This window comes from Stenotrophomonas sp. NPDC077420 (assembly GCF_044543385.1).
GTDB lineage: Bacteria > Pseudomonadota > Gammaproteobacteria > Xanthomonadales > Xanthomonadaceae > Stenotrophomonas.
The window spans coordinates 50,557-75,299 of the sequence record NZ_JBITVZ010000003.1 but is presented as its reverse complement, the minus strand read 5'-3'; the positions used below and the strand labels follow the sequence as shown (position 1 = coordinate 75,299).

Below are 24,743 nucleotides of genomic sequence, written 5' to 3'. Positions count from 1 at the left end.
GCCTGGCCGCACGACCAACGGTCGTGCGCTACCGGGGTGGGATGGCTGCACGACCAACGGTCGTGCGCTACCGGGCTGGGCTGGCTGCACGACCAACGGTCGTGCGCTACCGGGCTTGGCTTGGTCGTGCGCTACCGGGCTTGGCCTGGTAGGTCACGACCGTTGGTCGTGACGCTTTTCAACCGTCACGCCCAATACAACCGCATCGGGTTGTCCACCAGCAGCATCTGACGCTGGTCGGCGGTAACCGCGATCCGTGGGATGAAATCCACCAGCTTGCCGTCATCGGGCATATGCGATTTCAGGTTCGGGTGCGGCCAGTCCGTGCCCCACAGCACCCGGTCCGGGAACTGCTCCACCAGGTATCGCGCAAACGGCACCACATCGTCGTAGTCCGGGGGCCCGGACTGCGACAGCCGTTCCGGACAACTCACCTTCGTCCACACATTCGGGTGCTCCCGCATCAACCGCACGAAACGCTGGAACTCCGGCCCGTCCACCGGCTGGGTCACGTCCGGCCGGCCCATGTGGTCCACTACCACGGTGGTCGGCAGCGAGGTGAAGAAATTCCAGCGCTCGGCCAGGTCGGCTGCCTCGAAGTACACGACAACATGCCAACCGAGCGGCGCGATCCGTTCAATGATGGCGTGGTAGTACGCATCCGGCTTCGGATCCACCAGCCGCTTCACGAAGTTGAAGCGCACCCCGCGCACACCCGCCGCATGCAGCTCGCGCAGTTCCTCATCGGTGACCGTATCGCGCACCGTGGCCACGCCGCGCGCGCGGCCGTCGGCGCTGCGCAGCGCATCCACCAGCGCCCTGTTGTCGGCACCGTGGCAGGTCGCCTGCACGATCACGTTGCGCTCGAACCCAAGATGATCGCGCAGCGCGAACAGCTGCGCCTTGCCCGCATCGCACGGGGTGTACTTGCGCTCGGGCGCATACGGGAACTGGTCCCCCGGGCCGAACACGTGGCAATGCGCATCCACCGCGCCCGGCGGCGGCACGAACACCGGCCGGCCCGGGTCGGGGCAGAAATCCAGCCAATCGGCATCTTTCACGAAATCCGCCATTACAGCCCCCTCGCCTTCAGCTGCGCGTCCAGCCGCGGGTACACCCGACGCGCGTTGCCCGACAGCACCTTGCTGCGGTCCGCTGCCGACAGCCCCAGCGCTTCCACATAGCGCAGGGTGTCGTCGAAGTACTGCCCGGTTTCCGGATCGATGCCGCGCACCGCGCCGACCATTTCCGAGCCGAACAGGATGTTGTCGATGTCGATCACCTTGAACAGCAGGTCTATACCGGGCTGATGGTAAACGCAGGTGTCGAAGAACACATTCTTCATCACGTGCTCGTTCAGCGGCGGCTTGCCCAGCATGTCGGCCAGGCCGCGGAAGCGACCCCAGTGGTAGGGCACCGCGCCGCCGCCGTGCGGAATGATGAAACGCAGCGCCGGGAAGTCACGGAACAGGTCGCCCTGCAGGAACTGCATGAACGCGGTGGTGTCGGCATTGAGGTAGTGCGCGCCGGTGGCGTGGAAATTGGCATTGCAGCTGCCCGACACATGCACCATGGCCGGCACGTCCAGCTCCACCATCTTTTCGAAGAACGGGTACCAGGCCCGGTCGGTCAGTGGCAGCCCGTTCCAGTGGCCCCCGGAAGGGTCCGGATTGAGGTTGCAGCCGACAAAGCCCAGCTCGTTGACGCAGCGCTCCAGCTCGGCGATCGAGTTGGCGATGGGCACGCCGGGCGACTGCGGCAGCTGGCACACGCCGATGAAGGTCTCCGGGTACAGCGCCACCACCCGCGCGATCAGGTCGTTGCAGCGCCGGGTCCATTCCGCGCTCACCGCCTCGTCGCCGATGTGGTGGGCCATGGTGCTGGCACGCGGCGAGAAGATCGTCATGTCCGCGCCTCGCTCGCGCAGCAGGCGCAGCTGGTTGCCTTCCACGCTCTCGCGCAGTTCGTCGTCGCTGATCACCGGGTACACCGGCGCCGGCAGCGTGGGGTCGTTGAAGTGGGCCACCTGCGCCTTGCGGAACGCATCGTGGCTGGCGGGGGCGGTCGTGTAGTGACCGTGGCAATCGATGATCATCAGAGGCCTCGTGGGGGAGGAATCACCAGCCGAACAGCTGGGCGAAGTGGACGTCCACGCGCAGCCCGACGATCAGCGCGTCGGGAATGTCGGTGGTGCGGGTCGGCGCGTAGATCGGGTCCGGGTTGATCACATACTGCAGGTTGGGCATCAGCCGGATGCCCTTGTGCACCGCCCAGCCATAGCTGAGCTCGGCGATGATCTCGTCGGCATTCGGCGCACCAGTGCCGCCGTTGCGCGCACGGCGGTCGCGCAGGAACGCGATCTGCTCATCGCTGAAGTGGGTGTTGGACACGAACATCGCCAGGGTGTCCTGGTCGCGTCCGGCGAAGGTGCCGGTCTTGACGAAGCCGACCGCGGCGAACTGGTCCACCGGCGCTTCATTGCCGGTGTTGACGTAGGCGCGGGCGAACAGCGCCAGGTTGCGCTTGCCCTCCCCGCGCCATACGGTCTGATCGGCCATCGCGTACCAGCCCGCGCGGGCGCCCTCCTGCATCGCCGTCGGCTTGCCGGTCAGCGCGGCGGAGTTGCCGTTGGCATCGAAATAGGAGCTCTTGCCGCCATCGGTGTTGCGGTACATGCCCACTCGGTAGGTGCGCGGCAGCCGGTCGTTGGCGAAGCTGGTCTGGTAGCCGGCCTCATAGGCCGTGATGGTGCCGGTGCCTTCGCCCACCGAGAAGTCCAGGCCGTTCTTGCCGGCCTTGTTCAGCTCATTGTTGTAATCGAACGCGCCGCCCTGCACATACCAGCGATCATTCACGTCGTAGCGCAGGATGCCGGCCCAGGACGAGTTCGGGAACGCGGTGATGCCCAGGTCGGTGATCGCGCCATACGGGGTGAGGCACATGGCGTTGCTCATGAACACACAGTTGAGCGCGGAGTTGTTGAAGTAGCTGTTCACCGGCGCGCGGCCGGCCGTGATGCTCAACCCGTTGTCGAAACGGTGGCGCACGGTCAGCCGGGTCAGGCGGCCCCCGGCCACCGGCCGCCAGGTCTGCTGCGCGCTGATCGAATTGCCGATCTTCTCGCGCGCGAGGTTTCGCCCGGCGAACCAGGCCCATTGCGCGTCCACGTCGGTGTTGTGCACCCCGAACAGCGCGTCCAGGTCGAACTTCGACTGGGCCATGATCCAGTACGAACCTTCGGTGCCCTGCTCGACCCCGCCTACGGGGTTGGAGGCGACGTTACCAACGACATCGAGGGTCAGGTCGACGCCGTTGGGCAGGGTGCCCTCGGCGGCGGCCGGTGCGGCCAGCGCAGCGCTCAGCAGCAGCGCCAGCGGGGTGTGACGGAGGATGGACATGGATTCTCCCTTCCCGCTGCCGTGGGTAGCGGGTTCAGTGCAAACGGATGGCGCCGCGGGCGGCCCGCGGCGCGTCGGTCAGGCTTCGCGGACGCCGAGATGGCGCAGGCGGGCGCGGCGGGTGCCGATCTGTTCGGCCATCACCTTCTCGTCCAGCTTGCCTTCCCACTTGGCGATCACCAGCACCGCGATCGCGTTGCCGACCAGGTTCACGAAGGTCAGGCCTTCGGCCAGGATGCGGTGGATGCCCAGGATCAGCGCGATGCTGGCCACCGGAATCGTGCCGGTGGTGCCCAGCGTCGCTGCCAGCACGACGAACGCCGCCCCGGCCACGCCCGCCGCACCCTTGGAGGTGAGCAGCAGTACCGCGATCAGCCCCAGCTGGTGCCACACGGTCAGCTCGGTGTTGGTCGCCTGGGCCAGGAACAGCGCCACCGTGGTCAGGTACAGACAGGTGCCATCGAGGTTGAACGAGTAGCCGGCCGGAATCACGAAACCCACCACGCCCTCTTCGCAACCCAGCTTCTTCATCTTCTCGATCAGGCGCGGCAGCACCGTTTCGGTAGAGGTGGTGGCCGCCACGATCACGATTTCATCGCGCAGGTACGCCAGCAGCCGCCACAGGCTGGCACCGGTCCACCAGCACACCGCGCCGAGCACGAACACCGTGAACGCCGCGCAGACCACGAAGAACTCGATGATCAGCTCGCCCAGCGACAGCAGCGAACCCGCGCCGAACTGGCCGACGGTGAAGGCGATGGCACCGAACGCACCGATCGGCGCGAAATACATGACGTAGCCGATGATCTTGAACAGCACCGACGACGTGCCTTCGATCACCTTCATCACCGGCGCGCCGCGCTCACCGACGGAGGCGAGCGCCACGCCGAACAGCACCGCCACGAACAGTACCTGCAGTACGTGCGCTTCCGTGAACGCGCTCACCAGCGTATTCGGGATGATCGCCATGATGTAGGACACGATCGACTGGTCGTGCGCGCTGTGTACATAGCCCTGGATGCTGGCCATGTCGATGGTGGCCGGATCGATGTTCATGCCGGCGCCGGGCTGCCAGAGATCCACCGCGACCAGGCCGACGATCAGCGCCAGGATGGTGATCACCTCGAAGTAGATCAGCGATTTCAACGCCAGCCGCCCCACGCTGCGCATGTCGCGCATGCCGGCGATGCCGTGCACCACCGTCACGAAGATGATCGGGCCGATCATCATGCGGATCAGCTTGATGAAGGCATCGCCGAACGGCTTCATCGCCGACCCCCAGTCCGGCTGCAGCCAGCCCAATACGACGCCGATGATGGTGCCGGCCAGCACCTGGAACCACAATTGACCAAAAACGCCGAAGCGGCCCTGCCGCTTCTCAACAACAGCCATGACAACCCTCCCAGGTCACAAGAATAGAGACGTCGCGCGTATTCAGTCGAACAGCACGCCGTCGAACAGCTTTCGGGCGGTCCGCAGGATGGCCGCCGCGGCCACCTGCCCGTCTGCACCACGTTCCAGTACGCAGCCGGTGCTGCCGCTGGGGTGTTCGATGTCCAGTTGCAGGCGCTCGCCGTCTGGCACCACCGCCAGAGCGCCCGCGGGTGAGCCGGGCAGCAGGCAGGCCGTGGCCACGGTGACCGCGCCCAGCACCCCGATGGAGGCGTGGCAGCGGTGCGGAATGAACGAACGCACGCAGATCGCGCCACCGTCGCGCGGGGCAGCCACCAGCATCATCTTGGGTACCGACTGCGCGCTGACATCGCCGAGGTTCATCAACGGCCCGGCCTGCAGGCGGATCACCTCCAGCCGCGCCTTCAGCGTGTCGTCGGCATCCAGCGTGGCGCGGTCTTCGTACCCGCTCACGCCCACGTCGCTGGCGCGCAGCACCACGCACGGCATGCCGTTGTCGATCAGGGTGAGCTCCACCCCGTCGATCACATCCACCGCGTTGCCGGTCGGCAACAACGCGCCGCAGCTGGAACCGGCGATGTCGGCGAAGGCCAGCGGAATTGGCGCCGCCGTGCCCGGCACACCGACGATCCGCGCCGAACCGTCGTAGCGCACCTGGCCGCCGGGGGTCTGTACGCTGGCGATGGCTACCTTGCCGGTGTTCACCATGAAGATGCGCACGTCGGTGTTCTCGCCAGCAGGCTGCACCAGGCCGCGTTCAAGCGCGAACGGCCCGACCCCGGCGAGCAGGTTGCCGCAGTTCTGTGCGTCGCTCACCACGGCCTGGTCGACGAACACCTGCAGGAACAGGTAATCCACGTCCGCGCCCGGGTGGCGCGAGGGCGAAACCACCGCGACCTTGGAGGTCAGCGGATCGGCGCCGCCCATGCCATCGATCTGGCGTGGGTCCGGCGAGCCGTATGCGCGCAGCAGGAACGCGTCGCGCGCCGCCGCATCGGCCGGCAGGTCGGTGGCCAGGAAGTAGCCGCCCTTGGAGGTGCCACCGCGCATCCACATGGCCGGTACGCCCTTACTCATAGCGCAGGCCCTTGGCCGCCAGGCGCTCGCGCATGGCGTAGATGTCCAGGCCCAGCTCGCCCTTGGCCAGGCGTTCGCGCTTCTCCGCCTCGCGCGCCTCGCGCGCCTGCGATTCAGCCGCCACGCGCACCGCATCTGCGCGCGGCACGATACAAACGCCGTCATCGTCGGCGATCACCACGTCGCCGGGGTGGACCAGCGCGCCGCCGCACACCACCGGCACGTTGACCGAGCCGAGCGTCTCCTTGACCGTACCCTGCGCGTGGATGGCCCGGCTCCAGACCGGGAAGCCCATCGCGGTCAGGTCGCGGACGTCACGCACACCGGCATCAATGACCAGGCCGCGGCAACCGCGCACCTGCGCCGAGGTGGCCAGCAGGTCGCCGAAGTAGCCATCGGTGCAATCACTGGTCGGCGCCACCACCAGCACATCGCCCTCGCGCAGCTGCTCGATGGCCACATGCATCATCCAGTTGTCGCCGGGGGGCACCGACACGGTGATGGCGCTGCCGGCAATGCGGGCGCCGCTGTAGATCGGGCGCAGCCGCGGGTGCACCAGCCCGCTGCGGCCCTGCGCCTCATGCGCTGTGGCAACACCGGCCTGGGCCAGGACCTGGATCGCGCCAGCAGCGGCGCGTTCGACACGGGTGACGACGCGGGACATCCATCCATCCTTCAATGACGATGATGCAGTGTTATCGGCCAGCGCCAACCCCTCAAGATCGATTTCCGCAACAGCCATTGGGTTTGGTTATAGTTGATCCATGGACCGGACCGTCGAGCTGAACCTGAAGCACCTGCATGCGCTGGCCGCGGTGCACCACCACGGCGGCATCAGCGCCTGCGCCGCACGTGAATCTTTCCCAGCCCGCGTTGACCCAGGCCATTGCCCGTCTGGAGAAACAGCTGGATGCCTCCCTGTTCGATCGCCAACCGGGTGGGATGGCGCCCACCGAAGCCGCAGCGCTGCTGGTACCCCGCATCGAGCGCGCATTGGGTTACATCGCCGATGGCGTGCGGGTGGCGCGGCGTGCACAGCGCCTGCCTGCCTTGCCAGCCGTTGAGCGACGCGTCACGCTCGGCCAGCTGCGCGCACTCGTGGCGGTGGACGACGCCGGCAGCTTCACCTTGGCCGCAGCGCGCGCCGGCATTTCACAGCCCGCCATCTACCGCGCCGTGCATGAGCTGGGTACCGCCATCGAAACGCCGCTGACCGAACGCCACGGCAAGACCGTGCAGACCACCCCGGCCGCCACCCGCATGCTGCGGCTGGTGCGGTTGGCGCTGTCCGAACTGGCAGCGGGCCTGGACGAAGTGGCCCTGCTGCGCTCCGAACAGGGCGGCAAGGTCACGCTCGGGGTGATGCCGCTTGCCCGCGCGATCCTGCTGCCACAGGTACTGGCGCGCTTTGCCCGCGCCCACCCGGGTGCCTCGGTCAATGTGATCGAAGGGCCGTATGCGGAACTGCTGGGCGATCTTCGCGCCGGCAGCCTGGATCTGTTGATCGGTGCGATGCGCGACACCCTGCCCGTACGTGATGTCGCGCAGGAAGGTCTGTTCGACGACGACCCGGTGATCGTCGCGCGCAGCGGGCACCCGCTGGCCGGCAGCGACCCGCTCGACGTCGACCGGCTGCTGGCGTTCCCGTGGGTGATCGCCGCCACCGGCGCGCCGGTGCGCGCCCGCTGGGAACGCATGTTCCGCCAGCATGGCCATGAACCGCCTCGGCTGCGCATCGAATGCGGCTCGGTGCTGATCACCCGCGGCCTGCTGCTGGAAGACGACTGGCTCACCCTGATGTCACGCGACCAGTTCGTGATCGAACGCCGCGCGGGCCTGCTCTGCGAAATCGGCAGCGCCGGCGACGACCTGCGCCGCCGCATCGGCCTCACCACCCGCGCCGACTGGCACCCCACCCGCCTGCAGCAGGCGTTCGTGGACACCTTCCGCGCCGTCTGCGCCGAACGCAGCAACGATGCCGACAACGCGTGGCCGTTCCGTTATCCAGGACGCTGACAATGATCGCTTGCGGTAGGGTCGGTTCCCAAACGACCGCCGATAACGGCTCAAAATTCGGTGACGCATGACCCGAAACGAAAATGGCTCTCCGTTCCGGCGCCCTGAACACCGATCCGACGGCTTCGGACACATGCCATCACCGGTGATGTCATCCGCGCTGCATTGCCGTGGCTTCGGATGCTTGCGCCGCGCTTCGCGCGGTCGCCGACCAACGGTCGGCGCTACGAATGGCTGGCGAACGCGATACGACACGGATACATCACCAACGGGCAACCAAGCATCAGCCTGGGCTGGCGACGATTCGTCCCGGCAAACAAAAACCCCCGGTTCTCACCGGGGGTTTTCGTTCAACACATCAGCCGATCAGGCTCAGGCAGCGACCGTCTTGGCCACGTCCTGGTAGTCCTCGATCTGGTCGAAGTTCATGTAGCGGTAGATGTCCTTGCTGCTGGCATCCAGCACGCCGATGTCGGCCATGTACTCTTCCTTGGTCGGGATGCGACCCAGGCGCGAGCAGATCGCGGCCAGTTCGGCCGACCCCAGGTACACGTTCGAGTTGCGGCCCAGGCGGTTCGGGAAGTTGCGGGTCGAGGTCGAGAACACCGTCGCGCCCTCGCGCACCTGTGCCTGGTTGCCCATGCACAGCGAGCAGCCCGGCATTTCCATGCGCGCGCCGGCGGTGCCGAAGGTGCCGTAGTGGCCTTCCTTGGTCAGCTCCGAGGCATCCATCTTGGTCGGCGGGGCCACCCACAGCTTGGTCGGGATGTCGCGCTTGCCTTCCAGCAGCTTGGCGGCCGCACGGAAGTGACCGATGTTGGTCATGCACGAACCGATGAACACTTCGTCGATGGCCGCACCGGCCACGTCCGACAGCGTCTTGACGTCGTCGGGATCGTTCGGGCAGGCCACGATCGGCTCGTGGATGTCGGCCAGGTCGATCTCGATGACGGCGGCGTACTCGGCATCGGCATCCGGCTCCAGCAGCTCCGGGTTGGCCAGCCAGGCTTCCATCTTCTCGATGCGACGCGCCAGCGAGCGGGCGTCCTGGTAACCCTCGGCGATCATCCACTTCAGCAGCGTGATGTTGCTGGTGAGGTATTCGATGATCGGCTCCTTGCTCAGGTGCACCGAGCAGCCGGCAGCCGAACGTTCGGCCGAGGCATCGGACAGTTCGAACGCCTGTTCGACCTTCAGGTCCGGCAGGCCTTCGATTTCCAGGATGCGGCCGGAGAAGATGTTCTTCTTGCCGGCCTTGGCCACGGTCAGCAGGCCCGAGCCGGCCGGGAACGAAATGCCCACCGGGAAACGGGTGTGCGAATCGCCGCCGGTGCCGACGGTGTCGGGCAGCAGCATGCGGTTGAGCCAGCTGTGGATCACGCCGTCGCCCGGGCGCAGCGAGATGCCGCCACGGGTGGAGATGAACTCCGGCAGCGTGTGGTGGGTCTTGACGTCCACCGGCTTCGGGTATGCGGCGGTGTGGCAGAACGACTGCATCACCAGGTCGGCCGAGAAGCCCAGGCAGGCCAGGTCCTTCAGCTCGTCACGGGTCATCGGGCCGGTGGTGTCCTGCGAGCCCACCGAGGTCATCTTCGGTTCGCAGTAGGTGCCCGGGCGCATGCCCTTGCCTTCCGGCAGGCCACAGGCGCGGCCGACCATCTTCTGTGCCAGCGAGAAGCCCTTGCCGGTGTCCGGCGGGTCCATCGGCAGGCGGAACAGGTCGGTCGGGGCCAGGCCCAGCGCTTCGCGCGCCTTGGCGGTCAGGCCACGGCCGATGATCAGCGGAATGCGGCCACCGGCGCGCACTTCGTCGAACAGCACGTCGGACTTCACCTGGAACTCGGCGATGACCTGGCCGTCCTTCAGCGCCTTGCCGTCATAGGGACGCAGTTCGACCACGTCGCCCATGTTCATCTGCGACACGTCCAGCTCGATCGGCAGCGCGCCGGCGTCTTCCATGGTGTTGTAGAAGATCGGGGCGATCTTCGAACCCAGGCACACGCCACCGAAGCGCTTGTTCGGAATGAACGGAATGTCTTCGCCGGTGAACCACAGCACCGAGTTGGTGGCCGACTTGCGGCTCGAACCGGTACCGACCACGTCACCCACGTAGGCCACCAGGTGGCCCTTGTCCTTCAGCGATTCAATGAACTTGACCGGGCCGCGCTTTCCGTCTTCTTCCGGCTCGATGCCATCGCGCTTGTTCTTCAACATCGCCAGGGCGTGCAGCGGGATGTCCGGGCGGGTGGTCGCATCCGGGGCCGGCGACAGGTCGTCGGTGTTGGTTTCGCCGGTCACCTTGAGCACGGTGATGGTCAGGCTCTGCGGCACTTCCGGGCGGCTGGTGAACCACTCGGCATCGGCCCAGCTCTGCAGCACGCCCTGGGCGTTTGCGTTGCCGGCCTTGGCCTTTTCCTGCACGTCGTGGAAGGCGTCGAACACCAGCAGGGTGTTCTTCAGCGCGGTGGCGGCGATCGCGCCGACCACGGCGTCGTCCAGCAGCTGCACCAGCGGCGCGACGTTGTAGCCGCCGAGCATGGTGCCCAGCAGTTCGGTGGCGCGCTCGCGCGAGATCAGCGCGTTGGTTTCGCTGCCGAAGGCGATCGCAGCCAGGTACGAGGCCTTGACCTTGGCCGCGTCATCGACACCGGCCGGCACGCGGTGGGTCAGCAGGTCGAGCAGGAACTCGGCCTCGCCCGCAGGCGGGTTCTTCAGCAGTTCGATGACGTCGGCCGTCTGCTGGGCGCTCAGCGGCAGCGGCGGGATGCCAAGCGCGGCGCGCTCGGCTACGTGGTGGCGGTAGGCTTCCAACATGACAACTCCCGGGAAATTCTTTGAAAAGACTTCGGTTGAATACGGCGGTTGAGTTACGGGCTCAGGCGTGCGGCACGATCAGCTTCAGGCCCTTGAAGTAGTCGCGGTAAAATTTGTCGTTCCAGGTGATCAGGCCGTCGCACTGCAGCAGGGCGTGCGCGCCGACCATGAATTCGTCCAGGCTGCGGCCGCTGGCACCGCGCTGGCGATGGCGGCGGTGCATTTCACCGGCACGCAGCGCCGACTTGGCTTCCAGCGCGTTGAAATGGACCCCCATTTCCTCCAGCGCCTCCAGCACCTCGGCACCGCCGCGCAGCGAGGCGCAGATCTCGGCCAGCGTCGCGCCGCACACCACCACCCGGCCACCCACCAGGCTCTGCCGCAGGCAGGCCTCGACGGCGTCGGCCTGCGGGCCATTGCTCAGCAGTTCGACCAGGACCGGGGAATCGACGGCGATCATCACGGCTTATTCCTCGTCGCGCACCGCGCGGACGGCGGCCTCGGCCGAGTCGAAACCGTCCAGGGCGAACTTGCCGCGGGCGCGGGAAATGGCGTCATCCACGCTCTTGCGCAGGATGATCCGGCTGCCTTCCAGCTCCACTTTCAGCTGGGTGCCCTTGGTCAGCCCGAGCGCGTCCCGCACTGCCTTGGGGAGGGTGATCTGGCCTCGCTCTGCGACGGTGGCTTCCATGGGGTAGGTCCGGTTCGGTATGCACGAATTATACATACTTTCCCGCCCATACCGCCAGCGCCCGCACCGTATGCGGGCTGAATGCCGCTGTTTCACCGTGCCTCGGGACAGCCCCGGAAGTGTGACGCGCGCGCCTGACAGCCGCGGTTGGGTGACTAGAATGTCGGGACTGGCCATAAGGTCGGTCCTCAACACCCCATCGATCAGACAAGGACATCCCACGATGCGCGCAACCGTTCTAACTGTCGCACTGCTGCTCGCCGCCCCACTCGCCCTGTCTCCCGACAGCGCTTCCGCCAATCCCTTCGGCGGCCACAAAACCGGGACCGAAATCACCCAGGCCCAGCTGGATGCAGCCGAGGTCGGCAAAACCACCCAGGACCAGGTGCGGGAAGCGTTTGGGACGCCCAGCCGCCGTGAACAGCTGGGCGATACCCAGATCTGGTACTACGATTACGTGCACATCAAGAATTTCGGAAAGAACGTCCAGGAAGCGACCGTTTTCGAGTTCGGCAAGAATGGCCTGCTGACCGCCAAGTCCAAGTCCGGCGCCGTGGGCAAGACCGGCAATCCCCTGCTCGACGCCGCCAACGGCAAGTAACCGCGCTACGCGAATCCTCCCGGACGGGGCACCTGCGGGCGCCCCGTCTGCGCAAGAGGGGTGGCCACGCCTTCTCGGCGTGCTAACACCTTCCGGGCAAGCATGGGCATGGTCGAGCGATGACGGGGGTCAACGTTTCACTACCGGAGCAACCGGACATGACCCTCAGCGCATCCAACCACGACCACATCGGCATGGCCTTCGAGCCGCCGGCCCTTTACGTTCCGCCCCGGCTGCATGGCAGCAATATCGCAAACCTCCATACCGTACTTCCGCTTCCGGAAGGGGCTGAGTTCGATTACCTGCTCAACGGCGCTTCACAGGTGGTGGAAGGCCTGAGCGTGTTCCATTTCCCAGGGGTTCAAGGGGTGTATGTCGATGACCGCTTCCTTGAACATTACCCGGGCCCCTGGCCAGCGGTCATGGAGGTCCGCTGTCTGAAGGACGGCCAGCCGGCAGATCTGGCCCGACTGCCACTGTTGAACACGCTTACCGCGGTACCGACTCACATGCGCGTGGTCGTTTCCGGCAACCCTGTCCCGGTGCCGCCGCCTGGCCATATCGCGGTACTGCAGACCAACCCTTACGTATTCGACGCGGACGGCGTGCCCCTTCCGTTCGGGTACGGGACCGTCATCGAACTGCTGGATCCGCATCCGGGCATCGAGCACTACGACAACACCTTCATCATCAGCCACAACGCGGCGCCAGGTGCGTACAGGGTCCGGGTCACCTCGCAGTGGGGATTGGAGCAGACGGTGACGCTCACGCTGCACGAGAGCACGGCGAATTGAATGCGGGCGGCCTTCGCGGCACGCTAACGAAGGCAGGTCTAAAGCTCTACCCAAGGCCGAGTGATGACGGGGGTCAACGTTTGCCTTACCGGAGAAACAGACATGACCCTCAGCGCATCCAACCACGACCACATCGGCATGGCCTTCGAGCCGCCGGCGGTATACGTTCCGCCCCGTCTGCATGACACCCAGCTGGTCTACCTGCACACGGTGCTTCCGCTCCCAGACGGAACTCAGTTCGATTATCTGCTCAACGGCGGGCCCGGTCCGGTCGAAGGCATCCGCGTGGTCCATCACCCCGCCGTCAAGGGGGTGCTGGTGGATCATGCGTTCCTGCTGAGCTACCGAGGGCCATGGCCGGCCCTGCTCGAAGTGCGCTATCTGAAGAATGGGCAACCGGCCGACCTGGGCCGGTTGCCGCTGCTCGATCCGCACGCCGCGGTCGCCACCCGCCTGCGCGTGGACGTGCTGGGCAGCCCGGCGGTGATACCGCCCGCCGGTGCTACCGAAGTGGTCACGCTCAGGCCGCGTCTGTTCGATGCAGAGCTCATACCCCTGCCGAGCGGCTTCGGCACGGTGGTCGAACTGCTCGATCCGCACGACGGCATCCGCCAGCACGACAGTGCGTTCATCATCACCGACGCCGCCGTTGCGGGGGAGTATCGGGTCCGGGTCACGACCAAATGGGGGTTGGAGCAGACCGTAAGCTTCACCGTTGGGGCCAGCGCGCCCGGATGACGGTGTCGTCCGGATCTGCCGTGACACGAAAACTACATACGAATGTATAACCTTGCGTTCTGGGCCTGCGGCGCTGCGGCCCGCCCGGCATCGGCCATACTGATGGCCTGCCGGGCCGGGTACAGCGCCCGCCGGCCATCGCAAGCCGGCCTGGAAACGGGCCAGTGCAAGCCATTCGCATGAGGAGTTTTCCCGCATGAGCGACGCGTTCTCGACCCGCAGCCAGCTGGACGTCGGCGGCACCACCTACGACTACTTCAGCCTGCCCAAGCTCGGACAGCAGTTCGACATTTCCCACCTGCCCTACTCGATGAAGATCCTGCTGGAGAACCTGCTCCGGCATGAGGATGGCGGCGCCACCGTGGGCCGCGAGCACATCGAAGCGCTGGCCACCTGGGACCCCAAGGCCGAACCGGACATCGAGATCGCCTTCATGCCTGCGCGCGTGGTGCTGCAGGACTTCACCGGCGTGCCCTGCGTGGTCGACCTGGCCGCGATGCGCGATGCCGTGGTCAAGCTGGGCGGCCGACCGGAGCAGATCAACCCGCAGATTCCCTCCGAACTGGTCATCGACCATTCGGTGCAGGTGGACGTGTTCGGCACCCCCGACGCGCTGGACCTCAACGGCAAGATCGAATTCCAGCGCAACCAGGAACGCTACGGGTTCCTGCGCTGGGGCCAGAAGGCCTTCGACAACTTCAAGGTGGTGCCGCCCAATACCGGCATCGTCCACCAGGTGAATCTTGAGAACCTGGCCCGTGTGGTGATGACCGCGGACAAGGACGGCAAGGCCATTGCCTACCCGGACACCGTGTTCGGCACCGACAGCCACACCACCATGATCAATGGCATCGGCGTGCTCGGCTGGGGCGTGGGCGGCATCGAGGCCGAGGCGGCCATGCTGGGTCAGCCCTCCTCCATGCTGATCCCGCAGGTCGTCGGCTTCAAGCTGACCGGGCGCCTGCCCGAAGGCGCCACCGCCACCGACCTGGTGCTCACCGTCACCCAGATGCTGCGCAAGCACGGCGTGGTGGGCAAGTTCGTCGAGTTCTTCGGCGAAGGCCTGCAGCACCTGCCCCTGGCCGACCGCGCCACCATCGGCAACATGGCACCGGAGTACGGTGCCACCTGCGGCATCTTCCCGATCGACAACGAGTCGCTGACCTACCTGCGCCTGTCCGGCCGCAGCGAGGAACAGATCGCGCTGGTGGAAGCCTACGCCAAGGCCCAGGGCCTGTGGCACGACGCCGACACCGCCCACGCCAGCTACAGCGCCACGCTGGAGCTGGACATGGGCGAGGTCAAGCCGTCGCTGGCCGGCCCCAAGCGTCCGCAGGACCGCGTGCTGCTGGAAGACGTCAAGCAGAACTACCGCGACAACCTGGGCGGGCTGACCACCAACCGCGACAAGCGCAACCAGGACGTGGCCAACTTTGTCAGCGAAGGCGGCGGCGCCGCGGTCGGCAACGAGCAGCTGGCCAAGGGCTACGCCGATGTCGAACAGGACGGCACCCGCTTCCGGCTCAAGGATGGCGCGGTGGTGATCGCCGCGATCACCTCCTGCACCAATACCTCCAACCCGGCGGTGATGATCGGCGCCGGCCTGCTGGCCCGCAATGCGGCGGCCCGGGGCCTGGACCGCAAGCCGTGGGTCAAGACCTCCCTCGGCCCGGGTTCGCGCGTGGTCACCGATTACCTGGAAAAGGCCGGCGTGCTGAGTGAGCTGGAGAAGGTCGGCTTCTACGTGGTCGGCTACGGCTGCACCACCTGCATCGGCAATTCGGGTCCGCTGCCCACCGAGATCAGCGCCGCCATTGCCAGCGGCGACCTGGTGGTGACCTCGGTGCTGTCGGGCAACCGGAATTTCGAGGGCCGGGTGCACCCCGAAGTGAAGATGAATTACCTGGCCAGCCCGCCGCTGGTGGTGGCCTACGCGATCGCCGGCACCACCGACATCGACCTGACCACCGAACCGCTCGGCACCGGCAGCGACGGCCAGCCGGTGTACCTGCGCGACATCTGGCCGAGCAACAAGGAAATCGGCGACGTGATTGCCGCCACCATCGGGCCGGAGATGTTCAAGCAGAACTACGCCGATGTATTCAAGGGTGACAGCCGCTGGAACGAGATCCAGTCGCCCGATGGCGATCTCTACGAATGGGATGGCAGCTCCACCTACATCAAGAACCCGCCGTATTTCGACGGCATGACCATGCAGGTCGGCCACATCGACGACGTGCATGGCGCCCGGGTGATGGGCCTGTTCGGGGATTCGATCACCACCGACCACATTTCCCCGGCCGGCAACATCAAGAAGGATTCGCCGGCAGGCCGTTTCCTGCAGGAGCGCGGCGTACAGCCGGCCGACTTCAACAGCTACGGCAGCCGCCGCGGCAATGACGACGTCATGGTGCGCGGCACCTTCGCCAACATCCGCATCAAGAACCTGATGTTCGGTGGCGAGGAAGGCGGCAACACCCTGTACTTCCCGCAGGGCGGCGGCGAACCGCAGAAGCTGGCCATCTACGACGCGGCCATGAAGTACAAGGCCGAGGGCGTGCCGCTGGTGGTGTTTGCCGGCAAGGAATACGGCACCGGCTCCTCCCGCGACTGGGCGGCCAAGGGCACCAACCTGCTCGGCGTGAAGGCAGTGATCGCCGAAAGTTTCGAGCGCATCCACCGCTCCAACCTGGTCGGCATGGGCGTGCTGCCGCTGCAGTTCACGGCCGGCGAGAACGCCCAGTCGCTGGGCCTGGACGGCTCGGAAGTGGTCGATATCACCGGACTGGCCGACGGCGCCAGCAAGACCGCCACGCTCAGCGCCACCCGCGCCGACGGCACGGTCAAGACCTTCCAGGCCCACGTCATGCTGCTGACGCCCAAGGAAGTGGAGTACTTCAAGCACGGCGGCCTCCTCCAGTACGTGCTGCGCCAGCTGGCGGCCCGCTGACCTGCCCTCCCCCTGGAGCCGGCCTCTGGCCGGCTCCTCAAGGACCCGCCGCCGCGCACGGCCGGCTAGAGGCCGGCTCTGCACGCGCCCTGCACGCTGCATTCACAACCTCTTCGCGTTTTCCATTCGGACCGGTATGCTGCCGGGGACCAAAACGGCGGATACTGTCCGTCGGCATCACACCATCAACGTTTCCTGGAGGGGGAATATGAGTCTGGAACGTCCCTGGCTGAACAGCTACCCGAGCGGCGTACCCGCCGACATCGACGTCAACGAGTTTCCTTCGGTTTCGGCCGTGTTCGACGCCTCGGTGGCCAAGTACCGCGACCGTCCCGCCTATTCCAGCTTCGGCAAGGTGCTCACCTATGGTGAAACCGATGCCCTGGTCGAACAGTTCGCCGCCTACCTGCTGGGTGAACTGAAGCTCAAGAAGGGCGACCGCGTCGCCCTGATGATGCCCAACTGCCTGCAGTACCCGGTGGCCACCTTCGGCGTGCTGCGGGCCGGCCTGACCGTGGTCAACGTCAACCCGCTGTATACCGCGCGCGAACTCAAGCACCAGCTGGTCGACTCCGGCGCCTCGGTGCTGGTGGTGGTGGACAACTTCGGCGATACCGTCCAGCAGGTCATCGCCGACACCCCGATCAAACAGGTCATCACCACCGGCCTGGGTGACATGCTCGGCCTGAAGGGCGTGGTGGTGAACTTCGTGCTGAAGTACATCAAGAAAATGGTGCCCAACTACACCCTGCGCGGCGCCATCCGCTTCAACCAGGCGCTGAAGCTGGGCAGTGGCCACACCCTGCCGAAGGTGGAGCTGGACCACGACGACGTGGCCTTCCTGCAGTACACCGGTGGCACCACCGGCGTGGCCAAGGGGGCAATGCTCACCAACCGCAACCTGGTTGCCAACATGCAGCAGGCGTCGGCGTGGATCTCCGCGTCGGGCATCGAAATGGGCAAGGAAGTCATCATCACCGCCCTGCCGCTGTACCACATCTTCGCACTGACCGCGAACGGACTGGTCTTCATGAAGTTCGGTGGCTGCAACCACCTGATCACCAACCCGCGGGACATGAAGGGCTTCGTCAAGGAGCTCAAAGCCACCCGTTTCACCGCCATTACCGGCGTCAATACGCTGTTCAACGGCCTGCTCAATACCCCCGGTTTCGACGCGGTGGACTTCTCCTCGCTGAAGGTCACCCTGGGCGGCGGCATGGCGGTGCAGCGTGCCGTGGCCGAGCGCTGGAAGAAGACCACCGGCGTCACCCTGGTCGAAGCATACGGGCTGACCGAAACCTCGCCGGCGGCCTGCATCAACCCGCTGGACCTGGCCGAGTACAACGGCGCGATCGGCCTGCCGATCCCGTCCACCGACGCCTGCGTGAAGGACGACAACGGCGTCACCCTGACGCCCGGCGACGTCGGTGAACTGTGCATCCGGGGGCCGCAGGTGATGAAGGGCTACTGGCAGCGCCCGGAAGACACCGCCAAGGCGATCGACGCCGATGGCTGGCTGCACACCGGCGACATGGCGCGCATGGATGAGCAGGGCTTCTTCTACATCGTCGACCGCAAGAAGGACATGATCCTGGTGTCCGGCTTCAACGTGTACCCGAACGAGGTCGAAGACGTCATTGCGATGATGCCCGGTGTGCTGGAAGTCGCCGCCGTGGGCGTCCCGGATGAAAAGTCCGGCGAAGTGGTCAAGGTGGTCATCGTCAAGAAGGACCCGAACCTGACCGCCGAGATGGTCAAGGAACACGCCCGCGCCAACCTCACCGGCTACAAGCACCCCAAGATCGTCGAGTTCCGCAAGGAACTGCCGAAAACCAACGTCGGCAAGATCCTGCGCCGCGAACTGCGGGATGCGCCGGCGGCATAAGCACGCCGCCCGCATCACTCGTCAACCGAACGCCCGCGAGGTTTCCTTCGCGGGCGTTCTGCGTTCCGGGGATCCGGCTCGGAGTTGGACGAATCTGCGCATTCTGCGCCGTCGCAGCGGGCTGCGAACCTGGGGCGTGGCCCTCTCGGTGCCCGCGATGCGCATGCCGCGTAAGGCGTAGGGGGTTTTTCATCGCGGCGCCGCAACGCCTGCGCGGTGCCGCCGGGATACATGCATTCCCCCCGGCACCGGCGGTGTAGGATCGCGGCGTGTGGACCCGTCCGGCCTGCCGCCCACCGTCCTCCCTGCAGGCCAACCCGCCGAGGTAATCCCCATGCAATCCATCGAAAAGCTCCCGTATTCCCGCGGCTATGCGACCATCCGCACCGAATCGACCCCCGACAACGCCGCCCACTGGCTCTTCATGCACGCCGATGCCGCCACCGGCATCCGTCCCTGCTGCCGCAAGGACATGCTGGACGAGATGTGGAGCGTGATGAGCCAGATCACCCTGTCCCCGGCCGAGCGCAACAGCGGCAAACTGCGCCACTTCGTGCTGGCCTCCGACGCCACCGCCTACAACCTGGGCGGCGACCTTGCCCTGTTCGCCCAGCTCATCCGCGAAGGCAACCGCGACCGCCTGCTGGCCTACGCCCAGCGTTGCGTTGAAGGTGTGCATCACCTGCACACCGGCTTCGGCGGTGACGTGCGTTCCATCGCCGTGATCCAGGGCGATGCACTGGGCGGCGGGCTGGAAATGGCGCTGGCCTGCCACACCATCATCGCCGAGGAGGGCTGCGGCATGGGCCTGCCCGAAGTACTGTTCGGGCTGTTCCCGGGCATGGGCGCGTACTCGTTCCTGTGTCGCCGGGTGGCCCCGCAGCTGGCCGAGAAGATCATCCTGGAAGGTCGCGTCTATTCGTCCGAAGAGATGCATGCCATGGGCGTGGTCGATGTGCTGGTGCCCAAGGGACACGGAATCAAGGCCGCCGAAGACCTGATCCGCCAGCAGCAGCGCACCCCGCGCACCTACCTGGCGATGAACGCCGCACGCAACCTGGCCCAGGCGGTGGGCTATGACGAACTGCTGGAAATCACCAGGATCTGGGTGGATTCGGCACTGGCCCTGGAAGAGAAGTCGCTGCGCACCATGGATCGGTTGATCAAGGCGCAGACCCGTCGTGCCCAGTTCGATGCCGCGTAAGCGCGCCACCGCCAGCAAGGGGAGTCGGTAAAAAAGCCCGGTGAGGACCGGGCTTTTTTCCTTCATCGCATGTCGATGCCGCCGTCGTCGCTGGACGCTGCGCCCGGGCGCCCGCGCTCCTCCAGCGCCTGTCGGCCTTCCTTGACCGCGCCGCGGATCAACGCCATCCGCTCGCGCCACTCGCTCTTGAGCTGCCAGTCGGCCATGTGCATCACCTCGCCGGCACGGTAAGCCACCCGCACCAACCCCAGGTTGCTGGCCACGCCCTTGATCGCATGGGCCTGCTCGCGCAGGTGCAGCCAGTCGCCGCGTTCGCCCGCCTCCATGGCCACGCCCACGCACTGCGTGGCGTCGGCCAGGCACTGGCGGATGAACTCCTGCTCGAAGCTGTCGCCCATGCCGAGTGCGGCCAGCTCGTCGAGCACGCCGGTGTCCAGCACGCCTACCGCGACGGGCGGTGGCGGCACCACCGCCGTACGCACCTTGAGCCCGTCGTTGGCGGCAATCTCGGCCAGCGTGTCGAGCAGCTTGACCGGCACCACCGGCTTGCCGAAGAACGTGTGTGCGCCGGCCTGGGTGCACTGCTGGATCGACTCGGGGGTGACATCGGCACTGAGCACCAGCACCGGGGTACGCGGTGCGCCACCGGCCTGCAGCACGCGCAGTTCCTTCAGCATGTCCAGCCCGCTCATGCCCGGCATGTGCAGGTCGACGATGGCCACGTCGTAATCGCTCTCGGCCATGGCATCGAGCACCGCTTCGCCACCGTTGACGCAGACCACCTTGTGCCCGGCCTTCTGCAGCAGCCGCTGCAGCACCAGCCGGTTGGCCTGGTGGTCGTCGGCGACCAGCACCTTCATGCTGCGCACCCGGGCGCGATGGCGCAGGAACGGGTCGGCGAACGCGATCACATTGTCCGCTGCCGCGCCGCCGCCCTCCCCGACCACGGCCGAGGTGTACTCGCCCGCCACCACCGGTGGCAGCGCGAACGGCAGTTCGAACCAGAAGCAGCTGCCCTGCGGCGGGTTCTCGGCGTAGCCGATCTGTCCGCCCATCGCTTCCACCAGCCCGCGCGAAATCGACGTCCCCAGCCCGCTGCCCTCATGCCGTCGGCCCAGGCTGACGTCGGCCTGTTCGAAGGCCTGGAACAGGCGCGCGCGCATGTCCGGGACCACGCCGATGCCGGTGTCGAGGATGTCGAAGCGCAGCCGGACCTGGCCCTCGTTGTCTTCGCGCAGCTGCGATACCCGGATCTCGACGCGGCCGTGCTCGGTGAACTTGACTGCGTTGCCGGCCAGGTTGAGCAGGATCTGGCGCAGGTGGCCAAGATCGCCGCGCAGCAGCTTGGGCACGCCGGCGGCCACCTTGACCTGGTAGTCCAGCCGCTTGAGCCTGGCCTGCGGCATCAGGATCAGGCCGATCGACTGGACCACCTCGTCCAGCGAGAAGTCCTCGGCGACCACGCGCAGCTTGCCGGCTTCGATGGCCGAAATGTCCAGCACCTCTTCCACCAGCGCCAACAGGCTGCGCGAAGAGGCCTGGATGGTGTTGACGCACTCGCGCTGTTCTTCGTCCAGGCTGGTGGTGGCCAGCACCTCGGTCATGCCGGACAGGCCGTTCAGCGGCGTGCGGAATTCGTGGCTCATGTTGGCCAGGAAGCGGCTCTTGGCTTCGCTGGCGCGGCGCGCCTCGTCCATCGCATGGGTCAACTGGCGCAGCAGCGTGGCGAAATACAGCGGCACCGCCGCCAGGCCCAGCCACAGGCCGAAGCCCAGCCGCGCGTTGGCCTGCCAGTACCCGGTGGCCAGCACGGTCACCCCGAAGCTGACCAGCGCCATGCCGACGGCGGCGTACAGGTACTTGTTGCCGTAGCGCATGCCGTTGCCCACGGTCACCCACATCACCACGATGTAGACCCAGGCCAGCGGTTCGCCCATCTGCACCATGCCAGCGGCGATCAGGCCGTAGTCGGCCAGCATGCCGGCCACGCGGCGCGGGTCCGAGCGCCCCGGGCGCGCCAGCAGCCACGCGAACAGCAGTACCGACAGGGTCAAACCGGTCAGCACGATGCCCAGCACCACCTGGTATTGATGGTGCGGCAGGTCGTGGCGGGGACCGGGAAGCAGCACGTAGCCCAGGATCAGCACGATCAGCACCATGCGCACGATCGCCTGGCCGTGCTCGGTATCGGGTCGGCTGCCCAGCCGCTGCTTCAACGCATGGATCATGCCCTGCACGTCACATCCCCGGTCGCGCCGACGCAGTGGAATGCTGCGCGCAGATCGCATCCAGCTGTTGCCGGCCGCGCAGCAGCGCATCCACGCAGCGTGGATCGAACAGACGCCCGCGCTGCGCGTACAGGTAGGCCAGGGTCGCGTCCATCGTCCACGCTTCCTTGTAGGGCCGCGGCGAGATCAGCGCGTCGAACACGTCGGCCACCGCCACGATCCGGGCTTCCAGCGGAATCGCGTCGCCGCGCAGGCCGTCGGGATAGCCACTGCCGTCGTAGCGTTCGTGGTGGCGCAGCGCGATCAGCGCGCCGACCTGGATGAAGCGGTTCTGGCTGCCGCTGAGCAGCTCATATCCGATCCGCGGGTGCCGGCGCATGATCGCCAGCTCGTCCTCGTCCAGCTTGCCCTGCTTGAGCAGCACCGCATCGGGAATGGCGATCTTGCCCATGTCGTGCAGCGGGGCCGCCATTTCGATCAGCTTGACCTCTTCCTCGGGCAGGCCCAGCTGTTCAGCGATCAAGCCGGCCACGTGGGCCATGCGCTCCAGATAGGCGCTGGTGCCGGCGTCACGGAACTCGATCGCACGGGCCAGCCGCGACAGCGTCTCGCGCTCGCGCTCCTCCACCTCGTGCATGCTGGCCAGCAGCCGCTGTTCAAGCGACATCGCGCGTTGCTTCACATTCTCCGACTGCTGGCGCAGCTGCAGCAGGTTGTAGCAGCGTGCACGCAGCTCGCGCGGGCGGATCGGCTTGACCAGGAAGTCGATCACCCCGGCCTCGAGCGCAGCTTGGCGGATCGGCTCGTCGCCGACCACGGTAATCAGGATCACCGGGATGTCGCGGTGCTTGGGCAGGCGGCGGAAGCGACGGGCGAATTCCAGCCCATCCATCTCCGGCATGCGGTAGTCCAGCAGCAGCAGATCCACCCCGTGCGCTTCGCACCAGGCCAGCGCGGTGAGCGGGTCGCCGAAATCATGCACGCTCAGTTCGGGCGCGATGTCCTCGATGACATGCCGCAGCATCGTGCGCGCAGACGTCTGATCGTCAACGATGACAATATTCAAGGCTGCTTCCGTCGTCTTCCTGGACCACACTGGAACATGCTGCGAAGAGGATACTCCGCTGGTTTGTACGCCGGCACCTTGCATGGGACCCACCTCCGCTCATGATTCCCCGTGCATGATCGTGGTGAAGCCGTGATGGATGTCACGCGGGCTCCGTCCAGTTCTCATGTTCCGTGGCCGTCGCCCATAGGGGGCATCAATAGACCACGCAGAAACCATACTCGTACGGCCTTCCCAGCGGAACCCCGCCCGGAGGGCCACGGCGGCCCTTCCGGAACTACGTCTCAGTTTTCCGGGCGCATGTAGGGGAACAGGAGGACGTCCCGGATCGAGCTGCTGCCGGTCAGCAGCATCACCAGCCGGTCAATGCCGATGCCCAGGCCGCCGGTCGGGGCCATACCGTACTCCAGCGCACGGATATAGTCCGCGTCGTAGTGCATGGCCTCATCGTCGCCGCCCTCCTTGGCCGTCACCTGGGCCTGGAACCGGGCGGCCTGGTCTTCCGGGTCGTTCAGCTCGGAGAAGCCGTTGGCCAGCTCCTTGCCGTTGATGAACAGCTCGAAGCGGTCGGTGTAGCCGGGCTGGTCGTCGTTGGCCCGGGCCAGCGGCGAGACCTCGACCGGGTGGTCGGTAATGAAGGTCGGCTGCACCAGGGTGTGCTCGACGGTGGCTTCGAAGATCTCCAGCAGCAATTTGCCCCAGCCGTAGGACGGCTTGACCCGGATCTTCAGGCGCTCGCAATGGCGCAGCAGCGCCTCGCGGTCGGTGCAGTCCGCTTCGCTGATCTCCGGGTTGTGGTGGCGCACCGCCTCGTCCATGCGCCAGCGGCGGAACGCCGGGGCCAGGTCGATGGTGGCGCCGTCCCACTCCACCGTGGTGGTGCCCAGCACCTTGCTGGCCACGTCGCGGATCACGCCTTCGGTCAGGTCCATCACTTCGGTGTACGTGGCGTAGGCCTCGTACAGCTCCATCATGGTGAATTCGGGGTTGTGCCGGGTGCTGACGCCTTCGTTGCGGAAGTTGCGGTTGATCTCGTACACGCGCTCCAGGCCGCCCACGACCAGGCGCTTGAGGTACAGCTCCGGGGCCACGCGCAGGTACAGGTCCAGGTCCAGCGCGTTGTGGTGGGTGGTGAACGGCTTGGCCGTGGCGCCGCCGGGGATGTAATGCATCATCGGCGTTTCGACTTCCAGGAAGTCGCGGTTGTCCAGCCAGGCGCGCATGGCGCGGATGATCCGCGAGCGCTTGATGAACACCTCGCGCGACTCCGGGGTCACGATCAGGTCCACGTAGCGCTGGCGGTAGCGCTGCTCCACGTCGGCCAGGCCGTGCCACTTGTCCGGCAGCGGGCGCAGCGACTTGGTCAGCAGGCGGATGCTGGTGGCCTTGACCGACAGCTCGCCGGTCTTGGTCCGGGTCAGCCCGCCTTCCACGGCAATGATGTCGCCCACGTCCCAGCCCTTGAAGGCGGTGTAGACCTCGCCCAGCGCATTGCCCTGCAGGAACAGCTGGATGCGGCCGGACTCGTCCTGGATCTGGGCGAAGCTGGCCTTGCCCATCACCCGCTTGGCCATCAGCCGGCCCGCCATCTTCACCGTGCGGTCGGTGGCTTCCAGCGCTTCGGCGGTCCACGCCTCGGCATCGGCGAACTCGGCCTGCAGCTTGCCGGCGAAGTCCTCGCGGCGGAAGTCGTTCGGGTAGGCGATGCCCTGCCCGCGCAGCGCGGTCAGTTTCGCGCGGCGCTCGGCGATGAGGCTGTTCTCGTCGACGGGGGTCTGCGGCGCGGGGGTCTGATCGTTCATGGCGGGGGTCTATGTCTGGGGGATATGGACGGGGATACACCCCCCGGCGCGTGCCGGGGGTAAAGC

At 66.5% G+C, this 24,743-nt stretch carries 18 protein-coding genes and 1 pseudogene; 7 read left to right on the top strand and 12 right to left on the bottom strand.

The window, feature by feature from the left end:
* Positions 1–185 precede the first annotated feature (185 nt).
* From ACIGII_RS04005 to ACIGII_RS03980, 6 genes are all read right to left on the bottom strand, one after another.
* Positions 186–1,061, bottom strand: a complete 876-nt coding sequence (locus tag ACIGII_RS04005) for an amidohydrolase family protein (protein ID WP_399634150.1) — start codon at positions 1,059–1,061, stop codon at positions 186–188.
* Positions 1,062–1,072: 11 nt separating this feature from the next.
* Complete coding sequence (locus ACIGII_RS04000; protein WP_399634152.1) at positions 1,073–2,095, bottom strand: amidohydrolase family protein; 1,023 nt, start codon at positions 2,093–2,095, stop codon at positions 1,073–1,075.
* Between the two features lie 22 nt (positions 2,096–2,117).
* Complete coding sequence (locus tag ACIGII_RS03995; RefSeq protein WP_399634154.1) at positions 2,118–3,398, bottom strand: carbohydrate porin; 1,281 nt, start codon at positions 3,396–3,398, stop codon at positions 2,118–2,120.
* A 78-nt stretch (positions 3,399–3,476) separates the two neighbouring features.
* Positions 3,477–4,790 carry a C4-dicarboxylate transporter DctA gene (gene dctA, locus ACIGII_RS03990; RefSeq protein WP_399634156.1) on the bottom strand — a complete coding sequence of 438 codons (1,314 nt, stop codon included), beginning with the start codon at positions 4,788–4,790 and terminating at the stop codon, positions 3,477–3,479.
* 42 nt (positions 4,791–4,832) lie between these two features.
* Positions 4,833–5,888, bottom strand: coding sequence for a 4-oxalomesaconate tautomerase (locus ACIGII_RS03985; protein ID WP_399634158.1), 1,056 nt, complete (start codon positions 5,886–5,888; stop codon positions 4,833–4,835).
* Positions 5,881–6,552 (bottom strand): 4-carboxy-4-hydroxy-2-oxoadipate aldolase/oxaloacetate decarboxylase, encoded by a 672-nt coding sequence (locus ACIGII_RS03980; protein ID WP_399634160.1) that lies wholly within the window; start codon positions 6,550–6,552, stop codon positions 5,881–5,883. The genes ACIGII_RS03985 and ACIGII_RS03980 overlap by 8 nt, the downstream gene beginning before the upstream one ends.
* A 100-nt stretch (positions 6,553–6,652) precedes the next feature.
* Here ACIGII_RS03980 and ACIGII_RS03975 point away from each other — a divergent pair.
* Positions 6,653–7,904 (top strand): annotated as a pseudogene (locus tag ACIGII_RS03975) (LysR family transcriptional regulator).
* A 372-nt stretch (positions 7,905–8,276) separates the two neighbouring features.
* On the opposite strand, the gene ACIGII_RS03970 reads toward ACIGII_RS03975, so the two are convergent.
* The 3 genes from ACIGII_RS03970 to ACIGII_RS03960 form a co-directional block, all read right to left on the bottom strand.
* Entirely contained in the window at positions 8,277–10,718 is a 2,442-nt protein-coding gene (locus ACIGII_RS03970; RefSeq protein WP_399657414.1) for a bifunctional aconitate hydratase 2/2-methylisocitrate dehydratase, read from the bottom strand.
* A 61-nt stretch (positions 10,719–10,779) separates the two neighbouring features.
* The gene (locus ACIGII_RS03965; protein WP_354277100.1) at positions 10,780–11,178 is read right to left on the bottom strand and encodes a type II toxin-antitoxin system VapC family toxin; all 399 of its coding nucleotides are present in this window, start codon (positions 11,176–11,178) and stop codon (positions 10,780–10,782) included.
* A gap of 6 nt (positions 11,179–11,184) precedes the next feature.
* Complete coding sequence (locus ACIGII_RS03960; RefSeq protein WP_019182937.1) at positions 11,185–11,409, bottom strand: AbrB/MazE/SpoVT family DNA-binding domain-containing protein; 225 nt, start codon at positions 11,407–11,409, stop codon at positions 11,185–11,187.
* Positions 11,410–11,632: 223 nt separating this feature from the next.
* On the opposite strand from ACIGII_RS03960, the gene bamE reads away from it, so the two are divergent.
* The 6 genes from bamE to ACIGII_RS03930 all read left to right on the top strand — a co-directional run bounded on the left by bamE (position 11,633) and on the right by ACIGII_RS03930 (position 19,581).
* Positions 11,633–12,010: an outer membrane protein assembly factor BamE gene (gene bamE, locus ACIGII_RS03955; protein WP_399634164.1), complete on the top strand. Its 378-nt coding sequence runs from the start codon at positions 11,633–11,635 to the stop codon at positions 12,008–12,010.
* 158 nt (positions 12,011–12,168) lie between these two features.
* Positions 12,169–12,804 (top strand): hypothetical protein, encoded by a 636-nt coding sequence (locus ACIGII_RS03950; protein ID WP_399634166.1) that lies wholly within the window; start codon positions 12,169–12,171, stop codon positions 12,802–12,804.
* 102 nt (positions 12,805–12,906) lie between these two features.
* Complete coding sequence (locus ACIGII_RS03945; protein WP_399634167.1) at positions 12,907–13,542, top strand: hypothetical protein; 636 nt, start codon at positions 12,907–12,909, stop codon at positions 13,540–13,542.
* A gap of 196 nt (positions 13,543–13,738) precedes the next feature.
* Complete coding sequence (gene acnA / locus ACIGII_RS03940) at positions 13,739–16,492, top strand: aconitate hydratase AcnA (protein ID WP_399634168.1); 2,754 nt, start codon at positions 13,739–13,741, stop codon at positions 16,490–16,492.
* Between the two features lie 208 nt (positions 16,493–16,700).
* Positions 16,701–18,377: a long-chain fatty acid--CoA ligase gene (locus tag ACIGII_RS03935; protein ID WP_399634170.1), complete on the top strand. Its 1,677-nt coding sequence runs from the start codon at positions 16,701–16,703 to the stop codon at positions 18,375–18,377.
* A 334-nt stretch (positions 18,378–18,711) separates the two neighbouring features.
* The gene (locus ACIGII_RS03930) at positions 18,712–19,581 is read left to right on the top strand and encodes a crotonase/enoyl-CoA hydratase family protein (RefSeq protein WP_399634172.1); all 870 of its coding nucleotides are present in this window, start codon (positions 18,712–18,714) and stop codon (positions 19,579–19,581) included.
* A gap of 62 nt (positions 19,582–19,643) precedes the next feature.
* Here ACIGII_RS03930 and ACIGII_RS03925 read toward each other — a convergent pair whose 3' ends face one another.
* The 3 genes from ACIGII_RS03925 to lysS all read right to left on the bottom strand — a co-directional run bounded on the left by ACIGII_RS03925 (position 19,644) and on the right by lysS (position 24,677).
* The gene (locus ACIGII_RS03925; RefSeq protein ID WP_399634173.1) at positions 19,644–21,809 is read right to left on the bottom strand and encodes an ATP-binding protein; all 2,166 of its coding nucleotides are present in this window, start codon (positions 21,807–21,809) and stop codon (positions 19,644–19,646) included.
* A 10-nt stretch (positions 21,810–21,819) separates the two neighbouring features.
* Positions 21,820–22,959: an HD domain-containing phosphohydrolase gene (locus tag ACIGII_RS03920; protein ID WP_399634175.1), complete on the bottom strand. Its 1,140-nt coding sequence runs from the start codon at positions 22,957–22,959 to the stop codon at positions 21,820–21,822.
* Between the two features lie 200 nt (positions 22,960–23,159).
* Complete coding sequence (gene lysS / locus ACIGII_RS03915) at positions 23,160–24,677, bottom strand: lysine--tRNA ligase (protein ID WP_399634176.1); 1,518 nt, start codon at positions 24,675–24,677, stop codon at positions 23,160–23,162.
* Positions 24,678–24,743 lie beyond the last annotated feature (66 nt).